Here is a 16800-nt window from a genome sequence, read left to right on the forward strand (position 1 = left end):
GTCGTACGACTGCTCACACACGTACACCTGGACCACCGGCCGCCAGCTGCCGCCGTCCGGTGCCTGCACGCGGCTCGGGCCGCAAGCGCCGTCGTGCGCACATGGGGTGGTCCGCAGGACGGAGGGGCGAGTCAGACCAGCGGGGGAGCGGGGTGCACCTGCGGGCTGATGCGGAGGGCTGTGCGGGCGCCGGAGCATGGGGATCCCAGGGGAGGGAGACGCGGTGGAGCGCTGGGACCGGATCGGGCGTGCGGCGGCGTACGGGGCGGCCGCGGCCCTCGTGCCGTATCTGGTGATCAAGGTGTCGTGGGTGGTCGGTTCGTTACTGGGGCTGCTGCCGGTCGGGCGGGGGTTCAGCCTGGGCGGATGGCTGGTGCTCAACTCCGTCACGATCGGTATGGCTGCGGCCGGGATCACGCTGGGGCTGGCGCTGGTGCGGCCGTGGGGGATGCGGATCCCCGGCTGGCTGGTGGGCTTCTTCGCCTGGGTCGGGTCGGGGTTCTTGGGAAGCGGATACGGCAGCCGGGTCGACCGGCACCGGACGAGAGCCGGTACGGCGGCGGACGCCACGAGAGCCCAGCACGCGCTGACGCCGACCAGCGCATGCCAGCCGGCCGGCCGCTCATCGCGGTGCGCGATGCCCAGGAAACCACCGGCCGCCCAGTAGACCCAGGACGTTTCCCGGCAATGGACCATCGGGCGGGGAGCCAAGGGAGGACTCGAAATGACGGAGACCTTCCGCGTCGGCAGCTCGGAGATGCGGAATCCCGTGCGGTCGACGGTGCTCGGGGCGGGATGGACCTGGCGTGGAGCGCATACGCGCCACCTCTGATGGGCCAAGGCCCCTTGCCCTACGATGCGGCGCTATGGCGATACAGAACCCCTGGGGAGCCCCGTACGGCGGCCCGCCGACCCCGCCGCCGGCCGTCCCGGCCAAGGACTTGCGGCCTCGGCGCATCTGGTACCTGGTAGCCGCGCTGCTGGGGCTCGTACTGGCCGGTGTCGGTACCGCATTCATCGTGGTCACGGTGAAGGACACGGTGGGCTCGATCGACACCGCCCGGAGCTTCTCCGGCGGCGGCTCGCGGACGTTCAGCTTCGTCCAGGGACAGACCAAGGCGATCTACGTCTCGCAGTCCGGGAAGGGGCACGTCGACTGCCGGATCCCGGAGATGCGGTCCGGGTCGATGACGCAGCCGGACAGCACCTTCCGCATCACCGTCGGGTCCCGCACCTGGGACCGCGTCTTCGAGGTGAAGCCCGGCAGCAGCGGCGACTACACCCTCACCTGCACCTCGGAGCTGCCGGCCGAGTTCGCGCTCGGGGACAAGCCCCGGGTGGGGGCCACGATCGGCAGCATCGCCGCGGCGATCGGCTGCTTCCTCGCCGCGTTCGCCACAACCGTGACCATCGTCGTCGTCACCGCCGTCCGCCGCAGCCGCCACCGCCGACGGCTCGCCACCGCGTGGACCCCTCCGCAGCAGTGGGGGCCACAGCCGCCTGGCCGGATGTACTAAGCGCCAGATCTTGAACTGACCGTGCGGCCCGCGCGATGTCGGGAGGACTCGTCGTCCTGTCCGGCGAAGACCTCCTCCGCATGGCGGCGGTAACGGCGCGCCGGTGCCGGCGGCGCAGGATCTCGGGTCCTCGCAGCCGGCGATGCGCGCAGGGGCCCTTCCGAGAACGCGGTCGTGGGGACGACCGGACCCTGAAGCCCGGCCCCACGTGCCGGAGAGGCGAGGTACCCATGACGCACTCCGCCGGACCGCCCACGCGCGGGCGCCGTCGCCCGGACCTGCGGCACTGGCTGAGGCCCCGGGGTTCGCGTCTTCTCGTCCTCGGCGTGTGCATGGCCGTCGGCGGGCTCGCCGGTGGGGTGCGCTCCGCGTGGGACGGTAAGGGGATCTGGACGGTCCTCGGCACCTTCGGCTCGGGGATACTCGGCGTGCTCACCGTCGTGGGTTACTTCGTCAACCGGGAGGACCGCTGAGAGCGGTCCGGCAGACCTCGGCCTGGGATCGGGCTTTCGCCTGGTCGGCCAGCCGGGACAGAACCTTGGCGTACACCGTGGTCGCCGCCGCCAGGACGGTGGGCAGGACGGCGAGCGCGAGGAAGCCCAGCAGTGCCGGCCACTGGCGCAGGTGGTCCTCGGCGCAGACGTCGTTCATCGACGAGGGGTCGAGCAGCGGGCCCCGGCACGCGCTGCGGGCCTCGCCGTACGCCGAGCTCTCGGGGCCGTAGTCCGCGAACAGCAGGTAGGCGAACCACCCCCACATCACCAGTGCCAGCAGCGTCCACGCGATCGACCACTTCTCTATGCGGTCGCCGTCCCGGCGGACATCCACGGAGCGCCCCTCGGCGGGGACGGCCGTTTCCTCAGCTGTCATGTCTCCCCCATCGTGATCGGCGAACCAGTCCAGCACACCTCGTGCTCCGGGTCGACCCAGGTCAGAAGACCGCTCACCGAGGGGCCGGGAAGAAGAACCTCGAAGCCGGAGGCAGCACCCTTGCTGTCGTAATGGAAACACCGAGGCCCGCAGCCCAACTGCCCGCAGGATACCGCCGTTTGCTACCGTGACGCGAACACGCCAGAGCGACAGACGGGGGTTGTCATCGTGGCAGGAAGCGGCGGCGAACACGCTGTGGGAATGCGGCTCAATCAGTATCCGGCCGACCCGGGCGGTGGCGGATCAACGGGTGGTGGCCGGCCGGACCTCGCGTCCTCTCCCGCCGAGAAGAAGGCCGCGGCGGACACCCTCCACAGGGACATCGAGCCGGACACCAGGACGGCGGGGGAGTCGGCGGACGACGAGACGAGCGCCGTGGTCAAGGCGTTCGATGCGAAGGACGGGCACGGCTGGCTCACATCCGGTGCCGTGAGCAAGGCGCACAAGACCTGGGGCGAGCAGTTCAAGGGCTTCTTGAACCGGCTGTCGGAGGACGAAGCGGCCCTTCGCAACAACAGCACCGCGCTGGCCGGGACGGACTTCGGAGTACGTGCCGGGATGGGCAAGGTGTCGGTGTTCGACACGTACTCGCCACCGGAGCAGTGACAGACAGCTGAGCTCGCCAGCACGCCACTCGACTCGACGGGGACCCCATGCCGACGTATCACGAGATCCTTACGACCGAGCTGTCCACACTCACCACGGCCGCCGACCGCTGGGACGGTGTGGCTACGAAGCTGCAGAAGCAGGAAACCGCGTACCGGCGCGACGTGCATGGAATCACCCTGCGTCCGACGTTTGTGGGGCAGAGCCAGCAAGTCGCCAACATGCGCTTCGGTATCAGGCTCAAGGAATTCCAGGACGCCCAGACGGAGGCGAAGGCCATCGCCTCGCTCCTGCGTGACGCGCACACGCAGTTCGTGCACCTGCGCAAAGAGCTTGAGTCCGCGCGGGACGACGCGATCGCCAAGGGCATGAAGGTGTCGGACCAGGGCGTGGTTTCGTACGACACCGGAAAACTCAGCCAGGGCGACCGGCAGGCCCTGGCCCATGACCCCGACTACCAGGAAAGCATTCGCACGTCCGTCGCCTCCTGGCAGGCGCGCATCGATCAGTGCGTGAAGAACGTAGACGACGCCGACAGGGGCGTCGAGATCGCCTTTCAGGCCGTCGTCGTGGACTCCGACGTCAACGACGGCACGTTCAACGGGTTCAACGGCAAAGCCCAGGGTGACATCGAGAAGTACGAGGCGGACGAGGCCAAGGACATCGCGCAGCGCGTCAACGCCGGCAAGGGATCGGCGGCCGACTACCGGGAGCTGCAGCGCCTCTTCCACGACAACTCCGGCGACAAGGCGTTCAGCCAGACCCTCCTGGACGAACTGGGTGCCAAGGGCACGCTGCAGCTCTCCAACAGCCTCGACGGGCTCGCCTACCACGACGACAAGCAGCACAGCGGCCAGTACCTGGACATCCAGAAGGGCCTCGCCAACACGCTGGCGACCGCGACCCAGGACCCGCACTCGTCCTTCTACAAGAACTTCCGCGCGGACATGCGCAAGGCCGGTACCGAGCAGTTCAAGGTCGACGGCCTCAGCCCCATCCCGGACGAGAGGGTCCGCGGCTACCAGAGCCTCGTCACGCTGATGGAGCAGGGACACGGTTACAACGGGCAGTTCCTGGAGGACACCGCGGACGACATCCGGCACGCGGAGGAGTCGTACATCCCCAAGGGGGACAACCCGTCCGAGTCCATCTGGGCCCTGCGGGACAAGTTCAGCGGAAAAGACCGGGGCTGGTTCGCCAACGACCCGCTCGACGGCGTGCTCGGGATCATGTCCCACGACCCGAAGACCAGTACCGAGTACCTGGACCCGGCCCACAACGACAACCTTCAGTACCTGCTCCACGGGCGGAACTGGGACACCGTCGTCGACCACTTCGCGACCCCGCCCGGCGGCATGACGACCGGCATACCCGTGCTGGCGGAGGACGGTGACGTCCGCAAGGGCTTCGGCGCGGCGCTGGAGGCCGCGACGACCGGACAGGCACCGGGCGACTATCACCCGATCGGTCACCACACCGAGCCGCAGGCACGCATCCTGCAGCACACGATCAACACGCTGTACACCGACAAGCACGCCCAGGACCTGCCGACGAACCTCGTCAAGCCGATGGCCCACATCCTGACGTCGTACACGGCCGACACGCACGAGACCTACGCGGAGTCGTCGTCGAAGTACGACGTCGACTGGAACGGCGACGGTTCCGTCTGGAGCGACAAGGACGGCGCGCACATGGCCGTGGGGCACCAGCGCCTCGCCGCCGTCATGCGCGGCGTCGCCAACGACCCGGAGGCGTTCGGCCATCTCTACGGAGCCGAACAGCAGTATTCGCACCATGTCCTGGACGGCATCCCCGCCGACGCCGGGGACAAGACGATCCGGGATCGCATCGTGGAGTCGTCCCGCGCCATGGGCGCCTATGACGGCATCCGCTCGGACATCATCTACGACGAGCGGTTCAAGAAGACGCAGTGGGCCGCCGACTTCAACCACGGCCTGGGCACGTCCCTCAGCACGGCACTGATGTTCAACCCCGTCAAGGATCTCAGTCCCGTGGGAGACCTCAGCCAGCGGACCCTCGACGTGTGGTCGTACGAGTCGAACAAGGAGCACGTGGCCGAGGCGAACCTCGAGGCGACCGAGAAGAACGCGAAGACCTACGACGCCGGCCAGCACGACGTCGAGAAGCTGGTCAGGGCGTGGGCGGACAGCCGTGGCCATGCCGTCGACAGTGACTGGACGAAGTACTACGTCCATGCGGGGCAGGACGACTACGAACACGGTCGTGACCGGACGCTGAGCACGCTTCGCACCGACCGCTGACATGACAGGGAACGTCCCCCCGACAGAATGAGCATGATGCAGATGAAATCCGCGTCCCGACGTAGGCACGCCGGGTGGTACGCAGCAGCGGTCCTGGTGGTTCTGGCGCTTCTGGGGCTTGTGCTCTACGGCACCGGGACCTTCGACTCGGGGCGTGACGACAGCTCACTGGACGCGGCGTGCGACGGCACCCTGGCCCAGGGCGGGCTCAGTGCGGCACTGCACTCGTCGCGCCTGAGCGCGGGCGATGAAGGCGGCGACGGCGACTACCTGACCGCCTGCGGTGTCCGGAACGCAGAATCGGGGCCGCAGCGCAGTTCCCTGCAGCTCAAGCTGCGCTGGAGCACTTCGGCGGTTCCCTCGTCCACCCTCGCCTGGTACAACGCGGACTACAACGGGCTGAAGGCACAGGCGGCGCCGCTGGGCCACGGCTGGTCCGGTGTCGTGCGGCGCGACGACACCTATCAGGTCATGGTCGCGCTGGATTGCTTGAACCAGAGGAACAAGGCCCTGGTCGCCTATGGTGACCTGCTGGGTACGTCGAACAGTGCAACCCTGACCGGTCTCGGCCGGGTGACCACCGAGACGGCTCAGAAAGCGGCCGAGAAGTACGGCTGCCAGGTGAAGGCCGGCAAGCGGCTCACCGGCCTGTCCACCGAACGGCTCGGCACGCCCGACACGGCGAAACCGCTGCAGCAGGCTCAGGGATCATGCGTCGCGTTGCGCGGCACGGCGGCGGCACAGAACGGCACCTCCGAGATCATGGAGTACCCGGCGGACCCGGACGCTCCGCAGACCAACTGCTATCTCGTCACGAAGGCCAAGAAGCCCGGCTACGGACTCTTCGCCTACTACGGTGCCGCCGCCAAGGACTTCCTGACGAGCGAGGGCAGTCGGCTCAAGCAGGGTTACGGCCCCACCCACAGCGACCGCGACTACGCATGGGCCACCGCGACGTGCGCCCAGTCGGCGCAGCCTGCCGTGTTCGTCCTGTACCGCCTGTACGACAGGGACACCGACACCTATCCGATCTCCCACTACTCCGCCTCGTTCGCCCGCTCCGCCCTGAAGGCCTTCGCCGACCACGAGGCGAAGCAGCGCGGCTGCGCCGACGTACGTATCGCGTCCTGACCGTGACCGCCCGCATGCCGCTCGCCAGCCCGGACCGGGCGAAGGGCCCGCGTGCACGATCGATGGGCACACCCCGCCCCCGGTTTGACCTACGTCACTTCGGGGGTAATCTCTTCGGCCCGATTGGCGGTGCCCCCGCCCCATATGGCAGACTGTCCGAGTTGCTCGGTCGAGTGTTGATGCTGCGCGCCTCCCGCCGGGAGGACCGGAAGCGAGTCCCACAGTACTCGTCGCCCTAACTGCCACTACGGCAGCACTGGGGCGGACGTACGGGAATCTTCCGGGAAGTGTGGGCGCGGCACCGGCCAGGCGCCCGGTGGGCCCGAGGTCCCCGGTCCGCGGTTCCGGAAGGGCCGTCGCATTCCCCGCAGGGATGTTCGAACAAGGGACATCTGTGTCAGCGGGAGCGCGACACACCCGACCGCGTGGGTCGGAGGAGTGACGGCAGCAGAAGGAATCCGCCGGGTTCCAGAGCGTAAGAGAGACAGGACTACTGAGTAGCCATGGCGGGACAGAAGATCCGCATCCGGCTCAAGGCCTACGACCACGAGGTCATCGACTCCTCGGCGAAGAAGATCGTCGAGACGGTGACCCGCACTGGTGCGTCGGTCGCGGGCCCGGTGCCGCTGCCCACTGAGAAGAACGTGTACTGCGTCATCAAGTCGCCGCACAAGTACAAGGACTCGCGCGAGCACTTCGAGATGCGCACGCACAAGCGCCTGATCGACATTCTCGACCCGACCCCCAAGACCGTTGACTCTCTGATGCGACTCGACCTCCCGGCCGGTGTCGACATCGAGATCAAGCTCTGAGGCTGGTGGGCTGAGAATGGCTAAGCAGATCAAGGGCATCCTGGGCGAGAAGCTCGGCATGACGCAGGTGTGGGACGAGAACAACCGTGTTGTTCCGGTCACCGTCGTCAAGGCCGGCCCCAACGTCGTGACCCAGGTTCGTACGAACGACGTCGACGGCTACGAGTCGGTCCAGATCGCCTTCGGCGAGATCGACCCGCGCAAGGTGAACAAGCCCCTCAAGGGCCACTTCGCCAAGGCCGACGTCACCCCCCGTCGTCACCTCGTCGAGATCCGCACCGCGGACGCCTCCGAGTACACGCTCGGCCAGGAGATCACCGCTGAGGTGTTCGAGGCCGGCGTGAAGGTCGACGTCACCGGCAAGAGCAAGGGCAAGGGCTTCGCCGGTGTCATGAAGCGCCACAACTTCCGTGGCCTCGGCGCCGGACACGGCACCCAGCGCAAGCACCGCTCGCCCGGTTCCATCGGTGGCTGTGCCACCCCGGGCCGCGTGTTCAAGGGCCTCCGCATGGCGGGTCGCATGGGCAACGAGCGGGTCACCACCCAGAACCTGACCGTCCACGCCGTTGACGCGGAGAAGGGTCTGCTGCTCATCAAGGGCGCGGTTCCCGGTCCGAACGGCGGCCTCGTCCTGGTCCGCACCGCGGCCAAGGGGGCCTGAGGTAACCGATGAGCACTGTTGACATCCTTTCGCCGGCGGGCGAGAAGGCCGGTTCCGTCGAGCTCCCCGCGGAGATCTTCGACGCCAAGGTCAGCGTTCCGCTGATCCACCAGGTCGTCGTCGCGCAGCTGGCCGCGGCCCGTCAGGGCACGCACAAGACCAAGACCCGTGGTGAGGTCCGTGGTGGTGGCAAGAAGCCGTACCGCCAGAAGGGCACCGGTCGCGCCCGCCAGGGTTCGACCCGCGCGCCGCAGTTCGCCGGTGGTGGCGTCGTCCACGGCCCGCAGCCGCGTGACTACTCGCAGCGCACCCCGAAGAAGATGAAGGCCGCCGCCCTGCGCGGTGCCCTCACCGACCGGGCGCGTCACAACCGCATCCACGTCGTCTCCGGCGTGGTCGAGGGCGCGAACCCGTCCACGAAGGCCGCCAAGTCGCTGTTCGGCAAGATCTCGGAGCGCAAGAACCTGCTCCTGGTCGTCGACCGCGCCGACGAGGCCGCGTGGCTGTCCGCCCGCAACCTGCCCCAGGTCCACATCCTGGAGCCGGGCCAGCTGAACACGTACGACGTTCTCGTCTCGGACGACGTGGTCTTCACCCAGGCCGCTTTCGAGTCCTTCGTGTCTGGCCCCAAGGCCGCTGACACCGAAGGGAGCGAGGCCTGATGGCTACGCGTCACCCGAGCATTGCCTCGAAGGCCGCCAAGGCCGCCAAGGCCGCGCGCGTCGCCAAGGCGCGTCGCCACGCCACCGAGGGCAAGAACACCGTCGAGACCCCGCTGAGCAAGTCGTACACGGACCCCCGTGACGTCCTGCTGAAGCCGGTCGTCTCCGAGAAGAGCTACGCGCTCCTCGACGAGAACAAGTACACGTTCATCGTCGACCCGAACGCCAACAAGACCCAGATCAAGCAGGCCGTCCAGGCGGTCTTCTCGGTCAAGGTCACCGGGGTCAACACGATCAACCGCCAGGGCAAGCGCAAGCGCACGAAGACCGGCTTCGGTCAGCGTGCCGGCAGCAAGCGCGCGATCGTGACCCTCGCCGAGGGCGACCGTATCGACATCTTCGGCGGTCCGACCGCCTAAGGGCGGTCCGGATCGTCCGATATCGGACGAGGACTGAGAAATGGGAATCCGCAAGTACAAGCCGACTACGCCGGGCCGTCGTGGCGCCAGCGTCGCCGACTTCGTCGAGGTCACGCGGTCCACGCCGGAGAAGTCGCTGGTCCGCCCCCTGCACAGCAAGGGCGGCCGTAACAACGCCGGTCGTGTGACCGTTCGCCACCAGGGTGGCGGACACAAGCGCGCCTACCGCGTGATCGACTTCCGTCGTCACGACAAGGACGGCGTGCCGGCGAAGGTCGCGCACATCGAGTACGACCCCAACCGCACCGCGCGCATCGCGCTGCTGCACTACGCCGACGGCGAGAAGCGCTACATCCTCGCCCCGCGCAACCTGCAGCAGGGTGACCGCGTCGAGAACGGTCCCGGGGCCGACATCAAGCCGGGCAACAACCTGGCCCTCCGCAACATCCCGGTCGGTACCACGATCCACGCGATCGAGCTCCGTCCCGGTGGCGGTGCCAAGTTCGCCCGCTCCGCCGGTGCCTCCGTGCAGCTGCTCGCGAAGGAGGGCGCCTACGCCCACCTGCGCATGCCGTCCGGTGAGGTCCGCCTGGTCGACGTCCGCTGCCGCGCCACCATCGGCGAGGTCGGCAACGCCGAGCAGAGCAACATCAACTGGGGTAAGGCCGGCCGTAAGCGGTGGCTGGGCGTCCGCCCGACCGTCCGTGGTGTCGTGATGAACCCGGTTGACCACCCGCACGGTGGTGGTGAGGGCCGGACCTCCGGTGGTCGCCACCCTGTGTCCCCGTGGGGCAAGAAGGAAGGCCGTACTCGTTCGCCCAAGAAGGCGTCGAACAAGTACATCGTCCGCCGCCGCAAGACGAACAAGAAGCGCTAAGGACGGGTTGAGATGCCTCGTAGCTTGAAGAAGGGGCCCTTCGTCGACGACCACCTGATCAAGAAGGTGGACACGCAGAACGAAGCCGGCACCAAGAACGTCATCAAGACCTGGTCCCGTCGCTCGATGATCGTCCCGGCCATGCTCGGCCACACGATCGCGGTGCACAACGGCAAGACCCACATCCCGGTGTTCGTCACCGAGTCGATGGTCGGCCACAAGCTCGGCGAGTTCTCGCCGACCCGCACCTTCCGGGGCCACGTCAAGGAAGACCGGAAGTCGAAGCGCCGCTAGTAGCGGATCGCATTCAGACACGTAAGTAACTCTGAAGGGACAACCATGGAAGCCAGGGCCCAGGCGCGGTACATCCGCGTCACGCCCATGAAGGCCCGCCGTGTGGTGGACCTCATCCGTGGCATGGACGCCACGGAGGCCCAGGCTGTTCTGCGATTCGCTCCGCAGGCAGCCTCCGTGCCGGTCGGCAAGGTGCTCGACAGCGCCATCGCCAACGCCGCGCACAACTACGACCACACCGACGCCGACAGCCTCTACATCTCCGAGGCGTACGTCGACGAGGGCCCGACCCTGAAGCGGTTCCGGCCGCGTGCCCAGGGCCGTGCCTACCGGATCCGCAAGCGGACCAGCCACATCACCGTGGTCGTCAGCAGCAAGGAAGGAACCCGGTAATGGGCCAGAAGGTTAACCCGCATGGGTTCCGGCTCGGTGTCACCACGGACTTCAAGTCCCGGTGGTACGCCGACAAGCTGTACAAGGACTACGTCAAGGAAGACGTCGCCATCCGCCGGATGATGACGTCCGGCATGGAGCGCGCCGGTATCTCGAAGGTTGAGATCGAGCGCACCCGTGACCGCGTGCGTGTGGACATCCACACCGCTCGTCCGGGCATCGTCATCGGCCGCCGTGGCGCCGAGGCCGACCGCATCCGCGGTGACCTCGAGAAGCTCACGGGCAAGCAGGTCCAGCTGAACATCCTCGAGGTCAAGAACCCCGAGACCGACGCTCAGCTGGTTGCCCAGGCCGTTGCCGAGCAGCTCTCCTCCCGCGTCTCCTTCCGCCGCGCCATGCGTAAGAGCATGCAGTCGGCGATGAAGGCGGGCGCCAAGGGCATCAAGATCCAGTGCGGTGGCCGCCTCGGCGGCGCCGAGATGTCCCGCTCGGAGTTCTACCGCGAGGGCCGCGTGCCCCTGCACACGCTCCGTGCGAACGTGGACTACGGCTTCTTCGAGGCCAAGACGACCTTCGGCCGCATCGGTGTGAAGGTCTGGATCTACAAGGGCGACGTCAAGAACATCGCCGAGGTCCGCGCCGAGAACGCTGCGGCCCGTGCGGGTAACCGCCCGGCCCGTGGCGGTGCCGACCGCCCGGCCCGTGGTGGCCGTGGTGGCGAGCGGCGCGGTCGCAAGCCGCAGCAGGCTGCTGGCGCCGAGGCCCCCAAGGCCGAGGCTCCCGCGTCCGCTCCGGCTGAGAGCACCGGAACGGAGGCCTGACCGAAATGCTGATCCCCCGTAGGGTCAAGCACCGCAAGCAGCACCACCCGAAGCGCAACGGTATGTCCAAGGGTGGAACGCAGGTTGCGTTCGGCGAGTACGGCATCCAGGCGCTGACCCCGGCCTACGTGACGAACCGCCAGATCGAGGCGGCTCGTATCGCGATGACCCGTCACATCAAGCGTGGCGGCAAGGTCTGGATCAACATCTACCCGGACCGTCCCCTCACCAAGAAGCCGGCCGAGACCCGCATGGGTTCCGGTAAGGGTTCTCCGGAGTGGTGGATCGCGAACGTCAAGCCCGGACGTGTGATGTTCGAGCTGTCGTACCCCAACGAGAAGATCGCCCGTGAGGCGCTGACCCGTGCGGCCCACAAGCTGCCGATGAAGTGCCGGATCGTCAAGCGCGAGGCAGGTGAAGCGTGATGTCGGCCGGTACCAAGGCGTCCGAGCTGCGCGAGCTGGGCAACGAGGAGCTTCTGGCGAAGCTCCGCGAGGCCAAGGAAGAGCTGTTCAACCTCCGCTTCCAGGCGGCGACGGGTCAGCTCGAGAACCACGGCCGTCTCAAGGCGGTCCGCAAGGACATCGCCCGGATCTACACCCTCATGCGTGAGCGTGAGCTCGGCATCGAGACGGTGGAGAACGCCTGATGAGCGAGAAGAACGTGACTGAGAACACCGAGGCGCGCGGTTTCCGCAAGACCCGCGAGGGTCTCGTCGTCAGCGACAAGATGGACAAGACCGTCGTCGTCGCCGTCGAGGACCGCGTCAAGCACGCGCTGTACGGCAAGGTCATCCGCCGTACCAACAAGCTCAAGGCGCACGACGAGCAGAACGCCGCGGGTGTCGGCGACCGCGTCCTCCTCATGGAGACCCGGCCGCTGTCCGCGACGAAGCGCTGGCGCGTCGTCGAGATCCTCGAGAAGGCCAAGTAATTCCCGCGGGGCAAACCCCGCGGGCCAGTTCCGCCAGGCTCCAACGGGGCTGAGTGATCAGCCCCGTTGGGGAACCGGCAGACGATCAGGAGATAGACGTGATCCAGCAGGAGTCGCGACTGCGTGTCGCCGACAACACTGGTGCGAAGGAGATCCTTTGCATCCGTGTGCTCGGTGGCTCCGGTCGCCGCTACGCGGGCATCGGTGACGTCATCGTCGCCACCGTCAAGGACGCGATCCCCGGTGGCAACGTGAAGAAGGGTGACGTCGTCAAGGCGGTCATCGTTCGCACCGTCAAGGAGCGCCGTCGTCCGGACGGCTCGTACATCCGCTTCGACGAGAACGCCGCCGTCATTCTGAAGAACGACGGCGACCCTCGCGGCACCCGCATTTTCGGCCCGGTCGGCCGTGAGCTGCGCGAGAAGAAGTTCATGAAGATCATCTCGCTCGCGCCGGAGGTGCTGTAAGCATGAAGATCAAGAAGGGCGACCTGGTCCAGGTCATCACCGGCAAGGACAAGGGCAAGCAGGGCAAGGTCATTGCCGCTTACCCGCGCGAGGAGCGTGTCCTGGTCGAGGGTGTCAACCGGGTCAAGAAGCACACCAAGGCCGGTCCGACCGCTCGCGGTTCCCAGGCCGGCGGCATCGTCACGACCGAGGCGCCGATCCACGTCTCCAACGTCCAGCTGGTCGTTGAGAAGGACGGCAACAAGGTCGTCACGCGTGTCGGTTACCGCTTCGACGACGAGGGCAACAAGATCCGCGTTGCCAAGCGGACGGGTGAGGACATCTGATGGCTACCACCACCACTCCGCGTCTGAAGACGAAGTACCGCGAGGAGATCGCGGGCAAGCTGCGTGACGAGTTCAAGTACGAGAACGTCATGCAGGTTCCCGGCCTCGTCAAGATCGTGGTCAACATGGGTGTCGGCGACGCCGCCCGTGACTCGAAGCTGATCGAGGGCGCGATCCGCGACCTGACCACCATCACCGGTCAGAAGCCGGCCGTCACCAAGGCCCGCAAGTCCATCGCGCAGTTCAAGCTGCGTGAGGGTCAGCCGATCGGTGCCCACGTCACGCTCCGTGGCGACCGCATGTGGGAGTTCCTGGACCGCACCCTGTCGCTCGCGCTGCCGCGCATCCGCGACTTCCGTGGTCTGTCCCCCAAGCAGTTCGACGGCCGTGGCAACTACACCTTCGGTCTCACGGAGCAGGTCATGTTCCACGAGATCGACCAGGACAAGATCGACCGCGTCCGGGGTATGGACATCACCGTGGTCACCACGGCGACCAACGACGCTGAGGGCCGCGCGCTCCTTCGTCACCTCGGCTTCCCGTTCAAGGAGGCGTGAGCGAGATGGCGAAGAAGGCTCTGATCGCTAAGGCTGCTCGCAAGCCCAAGTTCGGTGTGCGTGGCTACACCCGCTGCCAGCGCTGCGGCCGTCCGCACTCCGTGTACCGCAAGTTCGGCCTGTGCCGCGTGTGCCTTCGTGAGATGGCTCACCGTGGCGAGCTGCCGGGCGTGACCAAGAGCTCCTGGTAATCCCCTAATTAGGGATTCCTGGACCTCTCGGTAAGCAACCGGGACGGCAGGGGACTCCGCCCTCATGGCTTAGGCTAGGAGGGTTGGGCCTCTGCCGCCCTGAACGACTTACTACGCCGTAGGTCCCCGCGCCGCACCCGTCCCGTCTGCAGAAGTACGGGGAGAGGGATGGCGCATATAGGAAACCCCGGCGAGAAAGGCCACAGGCCAATTCATGACCATGACTGATCCGATCGCAGACATGTTGACTCGTCTGCGGAACGCGAACTCGGCGTACCACGACACCGTGACGATGCCGGCGTCCAAGATCAAGTCGCACATCGCGGAGATCCTCCAGCAGGAGGGCTTCATCACGGGCTGGCGCGTCGAGGACGCCGAGGTGGGCAAGAACCTCACCCTCGAGCTGAAGTTCGGCCCGAACCGTGAGCGCTCCATCGCGGGCATCAAGCGGATCTCCAAGCCCGGTCTCCGGGTGTACGCGAAGTCCACCAACCTGCCGAAGGTGCTGGGCGGCCTCGGCGTGGCGATCATCTCCACGTCGCACGGGCTCCTCACCGACAAGCAGGCCGGCAAGAAGGGCGTGGGTGGGGAAGTCCTCGCCTACGTCTGGTAGCAGAAGGGAACGGAGGAAACAGCTATGTCGCGCATCGGCAAGCTCCCCATCGCGGTTCCCGCCGGCGTGGACGTCACCATCGACGGCCGTACGGTCTCGGTCAAGGGCCCCAAGGGCGAGCTGACCCACACCGTCTCGGCGCCGATCGAGGTCGCCAAGGGCGAGGACGGCACCCTGCAGGTGACCCGCCCCAACGACGAGCGTCAGAACAAGGCCCTGCACGGCCTGTCCCGCACGCTGGTGGCGAACATGATCACCGGCGTGACCCAGGGTTACGTGAAGAAGCTCGAGATCAGTGGTGTCGGTTACCGCGTGACCGCAAAGGGCTCGAACCTGGAGTTCGCGCTCGGCTACAGCCACCCGATCGTCGTCGAGGCCCCCGAGGGCATCACCTTCAAGGTCGAGGCCCCCACCCGGTTCTCGGTCGAGGGCATCGACAAGCAGAAGGTCGGCGAGGTTGCGGCCAACATCCGCAAGCTGCGCAAGCCCGACCCGTACAAGGCCAAGGGCGTCAAGTACGAGGGCGAAGTCATCCGCCGCAAGGTCGGAAAGGCGGGTAAGTAAGCCATGGCATACGGGCAGAAGATCCTCAAGGGCGACGCCTACAAGCGCGCCGCGATCAAGCGCCGTCACATCCGGATCCGCAAGCGGATCTCCGGTACGGCGGAGCGCCCCCGTCTGGTCGTGACCCGCTCCAACCGCCACATCGTGGCGCAGGTGATCGACGACCTGAAGGGCCACACCCTGGCGTCGGCGTCCACCCTGGACGCGTCGATCCGTGGTGGCGAGGCCGACAAGTCCGCGCAGGCCAAGCAGGTCGGTGCCCTGGTCGCCGAGCGTGCCAAGGCCGCCGGTGTCGAGGCCGTCGTGTTCGACCGTGGTGGCAACCAGTACGCCGGGCGCATCGCCGCCCTGGCGGACGCCGCCCGCGAGGCCGGGCTCAAGTTCTGAGCCGCTTGTAGCTAGCGGAAAGAGAGAGGTAATCCAATGGCTGGACCCCAGCGCCGCGGAAGCGGTGCCGGTGGCGGCGAGCGGCGGGACCGGAAGGGCCGTGACGGCGGCGCTGCTGCCGCCGAGAAGACCGCGTACGTTGAGCGCGTCGTCGCGATCAACCGCGTCGCCAAGGTTGTGAAGGGTGGTCGTCGCTTCAGCTTCACCGCGCTGGTCGTGGTGGGCGACGGTGACGGCACCGTGGGTGTCGGATACGGCAAGGCCAAGGAGGTGCCGGCCGCCATCGCCAAGGGCGTTGAGGAGGCCAAGAAGCACTTCTTCAAGGTCCCCCGGATCCAGGGCACCATCCCGCACCCGATCCAGGGTGAGAAGGCTGCCGGCGTCGTGCTGCTCAAGCCCGCGTCCCCGGGTACCGGTGTTATCGCCGGTGGTCCGGTGCGTGCCGTGCTCGAGTGCGCCGGTATCCACGACGTGCTGTCGAAGTCGCTCGGCTCCGACAACGCGATCAACATCGTGCACGCGACCGTGGAGGCCCTGAAGGGTCTGCAGCGTCCCGAGGAGATCGCGGCCCGCCGTGGTCTGCCCCTCGAGGACGTCGCTCCCGCGGCTCTGCTGCGTGCGCGTGCCGGGGCGGGTGCGTAATCATGGCGCAGCTCAAGATCACGCAGGTCAAGTCCTACATCGGCAGCAAGCAGAACCACCGTGACACCCTGCGCTCCCTTGGTCTCAAGGGCATCAACACGCAGGTCGTCAAGGAGGACCGCCCCGAGTTCCGCGGCATGGTGCACACCGTCCGCCACCTCGTGACGGTCGAGGAGGTCGACTGATCATGGCGGAGCAGAACCCGCTGAAGATCCACAACCTCCGTCCCGCCCCGGGCGCCAAGACCGCCAAGACCCGTGTGGGTCGTGGTGAGGCGTCGAAGGGTAAGACGGCCGGTCGTGGTACCAAGGGCACCAAGGCCCGCTACCAGGTTCCGGAGCGCTTCGAGGGTGGCCAGATGCCGCTCCACATGCGCCTCCCGAAGCTGAAGGGCTTCAAGAACCCGTTCAAGACCGAGTACCAGGTCGTGAACCTCGACAAGCTGGCCGCGCTGTACCCCGAGGGTGGCGAGGTCACCGTCGAGGGCCTGGTGGCCAAGGGTGCCGTTCGCAAGAACAGCCTCGTCAAGGTCCTCGGCCAGGGCGAGATCTCCGTGGCGCTGCAGGTGACGGTCGACGCCGTCTCCGGCTCCGCCAAGGAGAAGATCACCGCCGCCGGCGGTACGGTCACCGAGCTGGTCTGAGTCCCTCAGGTCCACTCGATGACGTGAACGATCCCGACCGGGGATACCCCACAAAAGGGGTATCCCCGGTCG

General features: G+C 67.2%; 28 protein-coding genes. 27 read left to right on the forward strand and 1 reads right to left on the reverse strand.

Translation table 11 applies throughout. The annotated features are described in order from the left end of the window. The first annotated feature begins 223 nt into the window (after window positions 1-223). The 3 genes from ACZ7GZ_RS12575 to ACZ7GZ_RS12585 all read left to right on the forward strand — a co-directional run bounded on the left by ACZ7GZ_RS12575 (window position 224) and on the right by ACZ7GZ_RS12585 (window position 1990). Complete coding sequence (locus tag ACZ7GZ_RS12575; RefSeq protein WP_471023455.1) at window positions 224-667, forward strand: hypothetical protein; 444 nt, start codon at window positions 224-226, stop codon at window positions 665-667. A gap of 199 nt (window positions 668-866) precedes the next feature. After that, window positions 867-1517, forward strand: coding sequence for a serine/arginine repetitive matrix protein 2 (locus tag ACZ7GZ_RS12580; protein ID WP_471023458.1), 651 nt, complete (start codon window positions 867-869; stop codon window positions 1515-1517). Between the two features lie 230 nt (window positions 1518-1747). After that, window positions 1748-1990, forward strand: coding sequence for a hypothetical protein (locus ACZ7GZ_RS12585; protein WP_471023460.1), 243 nt, complete (start codon window positions 1748-1750; stop codon window positions 1988-1990). On the opposite strand, the gene ACZ7GZ_RS12590 is transcribed toward ACZ7GZ_RS12585, so the two are convergent. Then, complete coding sequence (locus ACZ7GZ_RS12590; RefSeq protein ID WP_471023461.1) at window positions 1971-2387, reverse strand: hypothetical protein; 417 nt, start codon at window positions 2385-2387, stop codon at window positions 1971-1973. The genes ACZ7GZ_RS12585 and ACZ7GZ_RS12590 overlap by 20 nt on opposite strands. Before the next feature lie 261 nt (window positions 2388-2648). Between ACZ7GZ_RS12590 and ACZ7GZ_RS12595 the strand changes: the two genes are divergently transcribed. The 24 genes from ACZ7GZ_RS12595 (at window position 2649) to rplO (ending at window position 16728) form a co-directional block, all read left to right on the forward strand. After that, on the forward strand, window positions 2649-3053 hold the full coding sequence (locus ACZ7GZ_RS12595) for a hypothetical protein (protein WP_471023462.1): 405 nt from the start codon (window positions 2649-2651) through the stop codon (window positions 3051-3053). A gap of 47 nt (window positions 3054-3100) precedes the next feature. After that, on the forward strand, window positions 3101-5335 hold the full coding sequence (locus ACZ7GZ_RS12600; RefSeq protein WP_471023465.1) for a hypothetical protein: 2235 nt from the start codon (window positions 3101-3103) through the stop codon (window positions 5333-5335). Window positions 5336-5431: 96 nt separating this feature from the next. Then, window positions 5432-6466: a hypothetical protein gene (locus ACZ7GZ_RS12605; RefSeq protein ID WP_471023468.1), complete on the forward strand. Its 1035-nt coding sequence runs from the start codon at window positions 5432-5434 to the stop codon at window positions 6464-6466. 503 nt (window positions 6467-6969) lie between these two features. Next, window positions 6970-7278 (forward strand): 30S ribosomal protein S10, encoded by a 309-nt coding sequence (gene rpsJ, locus ACZ7GZ_RS12610; RefSeq protein ID WP_003948644.1) that lies wholly within the window; start codon window positions 6970-6972, stop codon window positions 7276-7278. 16 nt (window positions 7279-7294) lie between these two features. Further along, window positions 7295-7939: a 50S ribosomal protein L3 gene (gene rplC, locus ACZ7GZ_RS12615; protein WP_014674369.1), complete on the forward strand. Its 645-nt coding sequence runs from the start codon at window positions 7295-7297 to the stop codon at window positions 7937-7939. Window positions 7940-7947: 8 nt separating this feature from the next. After that, window positions 7948-8601, forward strand: a complete 654-nt coding sequence (rplD, locus tag ACZ7GZ_RS12620; protein WP_471023472.1) for a 50S ribosomal protein L4 — start codon at window positions 7948-7950, stop codon at window positions 8599-8601. Beyond that, window positions 8601-9020 (forward strand): 50S ribosomal protein L23, encoded by a 420-nt coding sequence (rplW, locus tag ACZ7GZ_RS12625; RefSeq protein WP_145886671.1) that lies wholly within the window; start codon window positions 8601-8603, stop codon window positions 9018-9020. Before rplD ends, rplW begins: the two co-directional genes overlap by 1 nt. A gap of 40 nt (window positions 9021-9060) precedes the next feature. After that, entirely contained in the window at window positions 9061-9897 is an 837-nt protein-coding gene (rplB, locus tag ACZ7GZ_RS12630) for a 50S ribosomal protein L2 (RefSeq protein WP_069779215.1), read from the forward strand. A 12-nt stretch (window positions 9898-9909) separates the two neighbouring features. Beyond that, window positions 9910-10191 (forward strand): 30S ribosomal protein S19, encoded by a 282-nt coding sequence (gene rpsS / locus ACZ7GZ_RS12635; protein ID WP_073753479.1) that lies wholly within the window; start codon window positions 9910-9912, stop codon window positions 10189-10191. 45 nt (window positions 10192-10236) lie between these two features. Beyond that, window positions 10237-10584 (forward strand): 50S ribosomal protein L22, encoded by a 348-nt coding sequence (gene rplV / locus ACZ7GZ_RS12640; RefSeq protein ID WP_019329637.1) that lies wholly within the window; start codon window positions 10237-10239, stop codon window positions 10582-10584. Next, on the forward strand, window positions 10584-11405 hold the full coding sequence (gene rpsC, locus ACZ7GZ_RS12645; RefSeq protein WP_003998826.1) for a 30S ribosomal protein S3: 822 nt from the start codon (window positions 10584-10586) through the stop codon (window positions 11403-11405). Before rplV ends, rpsC begins: the two co-directional genes overlap by 1 nt. Window positions 11406-11410: 5 nt before the next feature. Beyond that, window positions 11411-11830, forward strand: coding sequence for a 50S ribosomal protein L16 (gene rplP / locus ACZ7GZ_RS12650; protein ID WP_009190136.1), 420 nt, complete (start codon window positions 11411-11413; stop codon window positions 11828-11830). Then, a complete protein-coding gene (rpmC, locus tag ACZ7GZ_RS12655; protein WP_007494763.1) occupies window positions 11830-12054 on the forward strand; it encodes a 50S ribosomal protein L29 in 225 nt (74 codons plus the stop codon). The genes rplP and rpmC overlap by 1 nt, the downstream gene beginning before the upstream one ends. Continuing rightward, complete coding sequence (rpsQ, locus tag ACZ7GZ_RS12660; protein ID WP_153539280.1) at window positions 12054-12338, forward strand: 30S ribosomal protein S17; 285 nt, start codon at window positions 12054-12056, stop codon at window positions 12336-12338. Before rpmC ends, rpsQ begins: the two co-directional genes overlap by 1 nt. A 98-nt stretch (window positions 12339-12436) precedes the next feature. Beyond that, window positions 12437-12805 (forward strand): 50S ribosomal protein L14, encoded by a 369-nt coding sequence (gene rplN / locus ACZ7GZ_RS12665; protein WP_003998823.1) that lies wholly within the window; start codon window positions 12437-12439, stop codon window positions 12803-12805. Between the two features lie 2 nt (window positions 12806-12807). Continuing rightward, entirely contained in the window at window positions 12808-13131 is a 324-nt protein-coding gene (gene rplX / locus ACZ7GZ_RS12670; protein ID WP_031477830.1) for a 50S ribosomal protein L24, read from the forward strand. Further along, window positions 13131-13688, forward strand: coding sequence for a 50S ribosomal protein L5 (gene rplE, locus ACZ7GZ_RS12675; RefSeq protein WP_053661885.1), 558 nt, complete (start codon window positions 13131-13133; stop codon window positions 13686-13688). The genes rplX and rplE overlap by 1 nt, the downstream gene beginning before the upstream one ends. Window positions 13689-13693: 5 nt before the next feature. Continuing rightward, entirely contained in the window at window positions 13694-13879 is a 186-nt protein-coding gene (locus tag ACZ7GZ_RS12680; RefSeq protein WP_003948630.1) for a type Z 30S ribosomal protein S14, read from the forward strand. Window positions 13880-14093: 214 nt separating this feature from the next. Beyond that, window positions 14094-14492, forward strand: coding sequence for a 30S ribosomal protein S8 (gene rpsH, locus ACZ7GZ_RS12685; RefSeq protein ID WP_100827756.1), 399 nt, complete (start codon window positions 14094-14096; stop codon window positions 14490-14492). 24 nt (window positions 14493-14516) lie between these two features. Further along, complete coding sequence (gene rplF / locus ACZ7GZ_RS12690; RefSeq protein ID WP_471023477.1) at window positions 14517-15056, forward strand: 50S ribosomal protein L6; 540 nt, start codon at window positions 14517-14519, stop codon at window positions 15054-15056. 3 nt (window positions 15057-15059) lie between these two features. Continuing rightward, a complete protein-coding gene (gene rplR, locus ACZ7GZ_RS12695; protein ID WP_014674380.1) occupies window positions 15060-15443 on the forward strand; it encodes a 50S ribosomal protein L18 in 384 nt (127 codons plus the stop codon). 36 nt (window positions 15444-15479) lie between these two features. After that, window positions 15480-16085, forward strand: a complete 606-nt coding sequence (gene rpsE, locus ACZ7GZ_RS12700; RefSeq protein WP_019753099.1) for a 30S ribosomal protein S5 — start codon at window positions 15480-15482, stop codon at window positions 16083-16085. 2 nt (window positions 16086-16087) lie between these two features. Beyond that, window positions 16088-16270, forward strand: coding sequence for a 50S ribosomal protein L30 (rpmD, locus tag ACZ7GZ_RS12705; protein ID WP_003974250.1), 183 nt, complete (start codon window positions 16088-16090; stop codon window positions 16268-16270). A gap of 2 nt (window positions 16271-16272) precedes the next feature. Next, window positions 16273-16728, forward strand: a complete 456-nt coding sequence (rplO, locus tag ACZ7GZ_RS12710; RefSeq protein WP_014674382.1) for a 50S ribosomal protein L15 — start codon at window positions 16273-16275, stop codon at window positions 16726-16728. Window positions 16729-16800 lie beyond the last annotated feature (72 nt).

It is taken from the genome of Streptomyces sp. NPDC037288 (genome assembly GCF_055603265.1).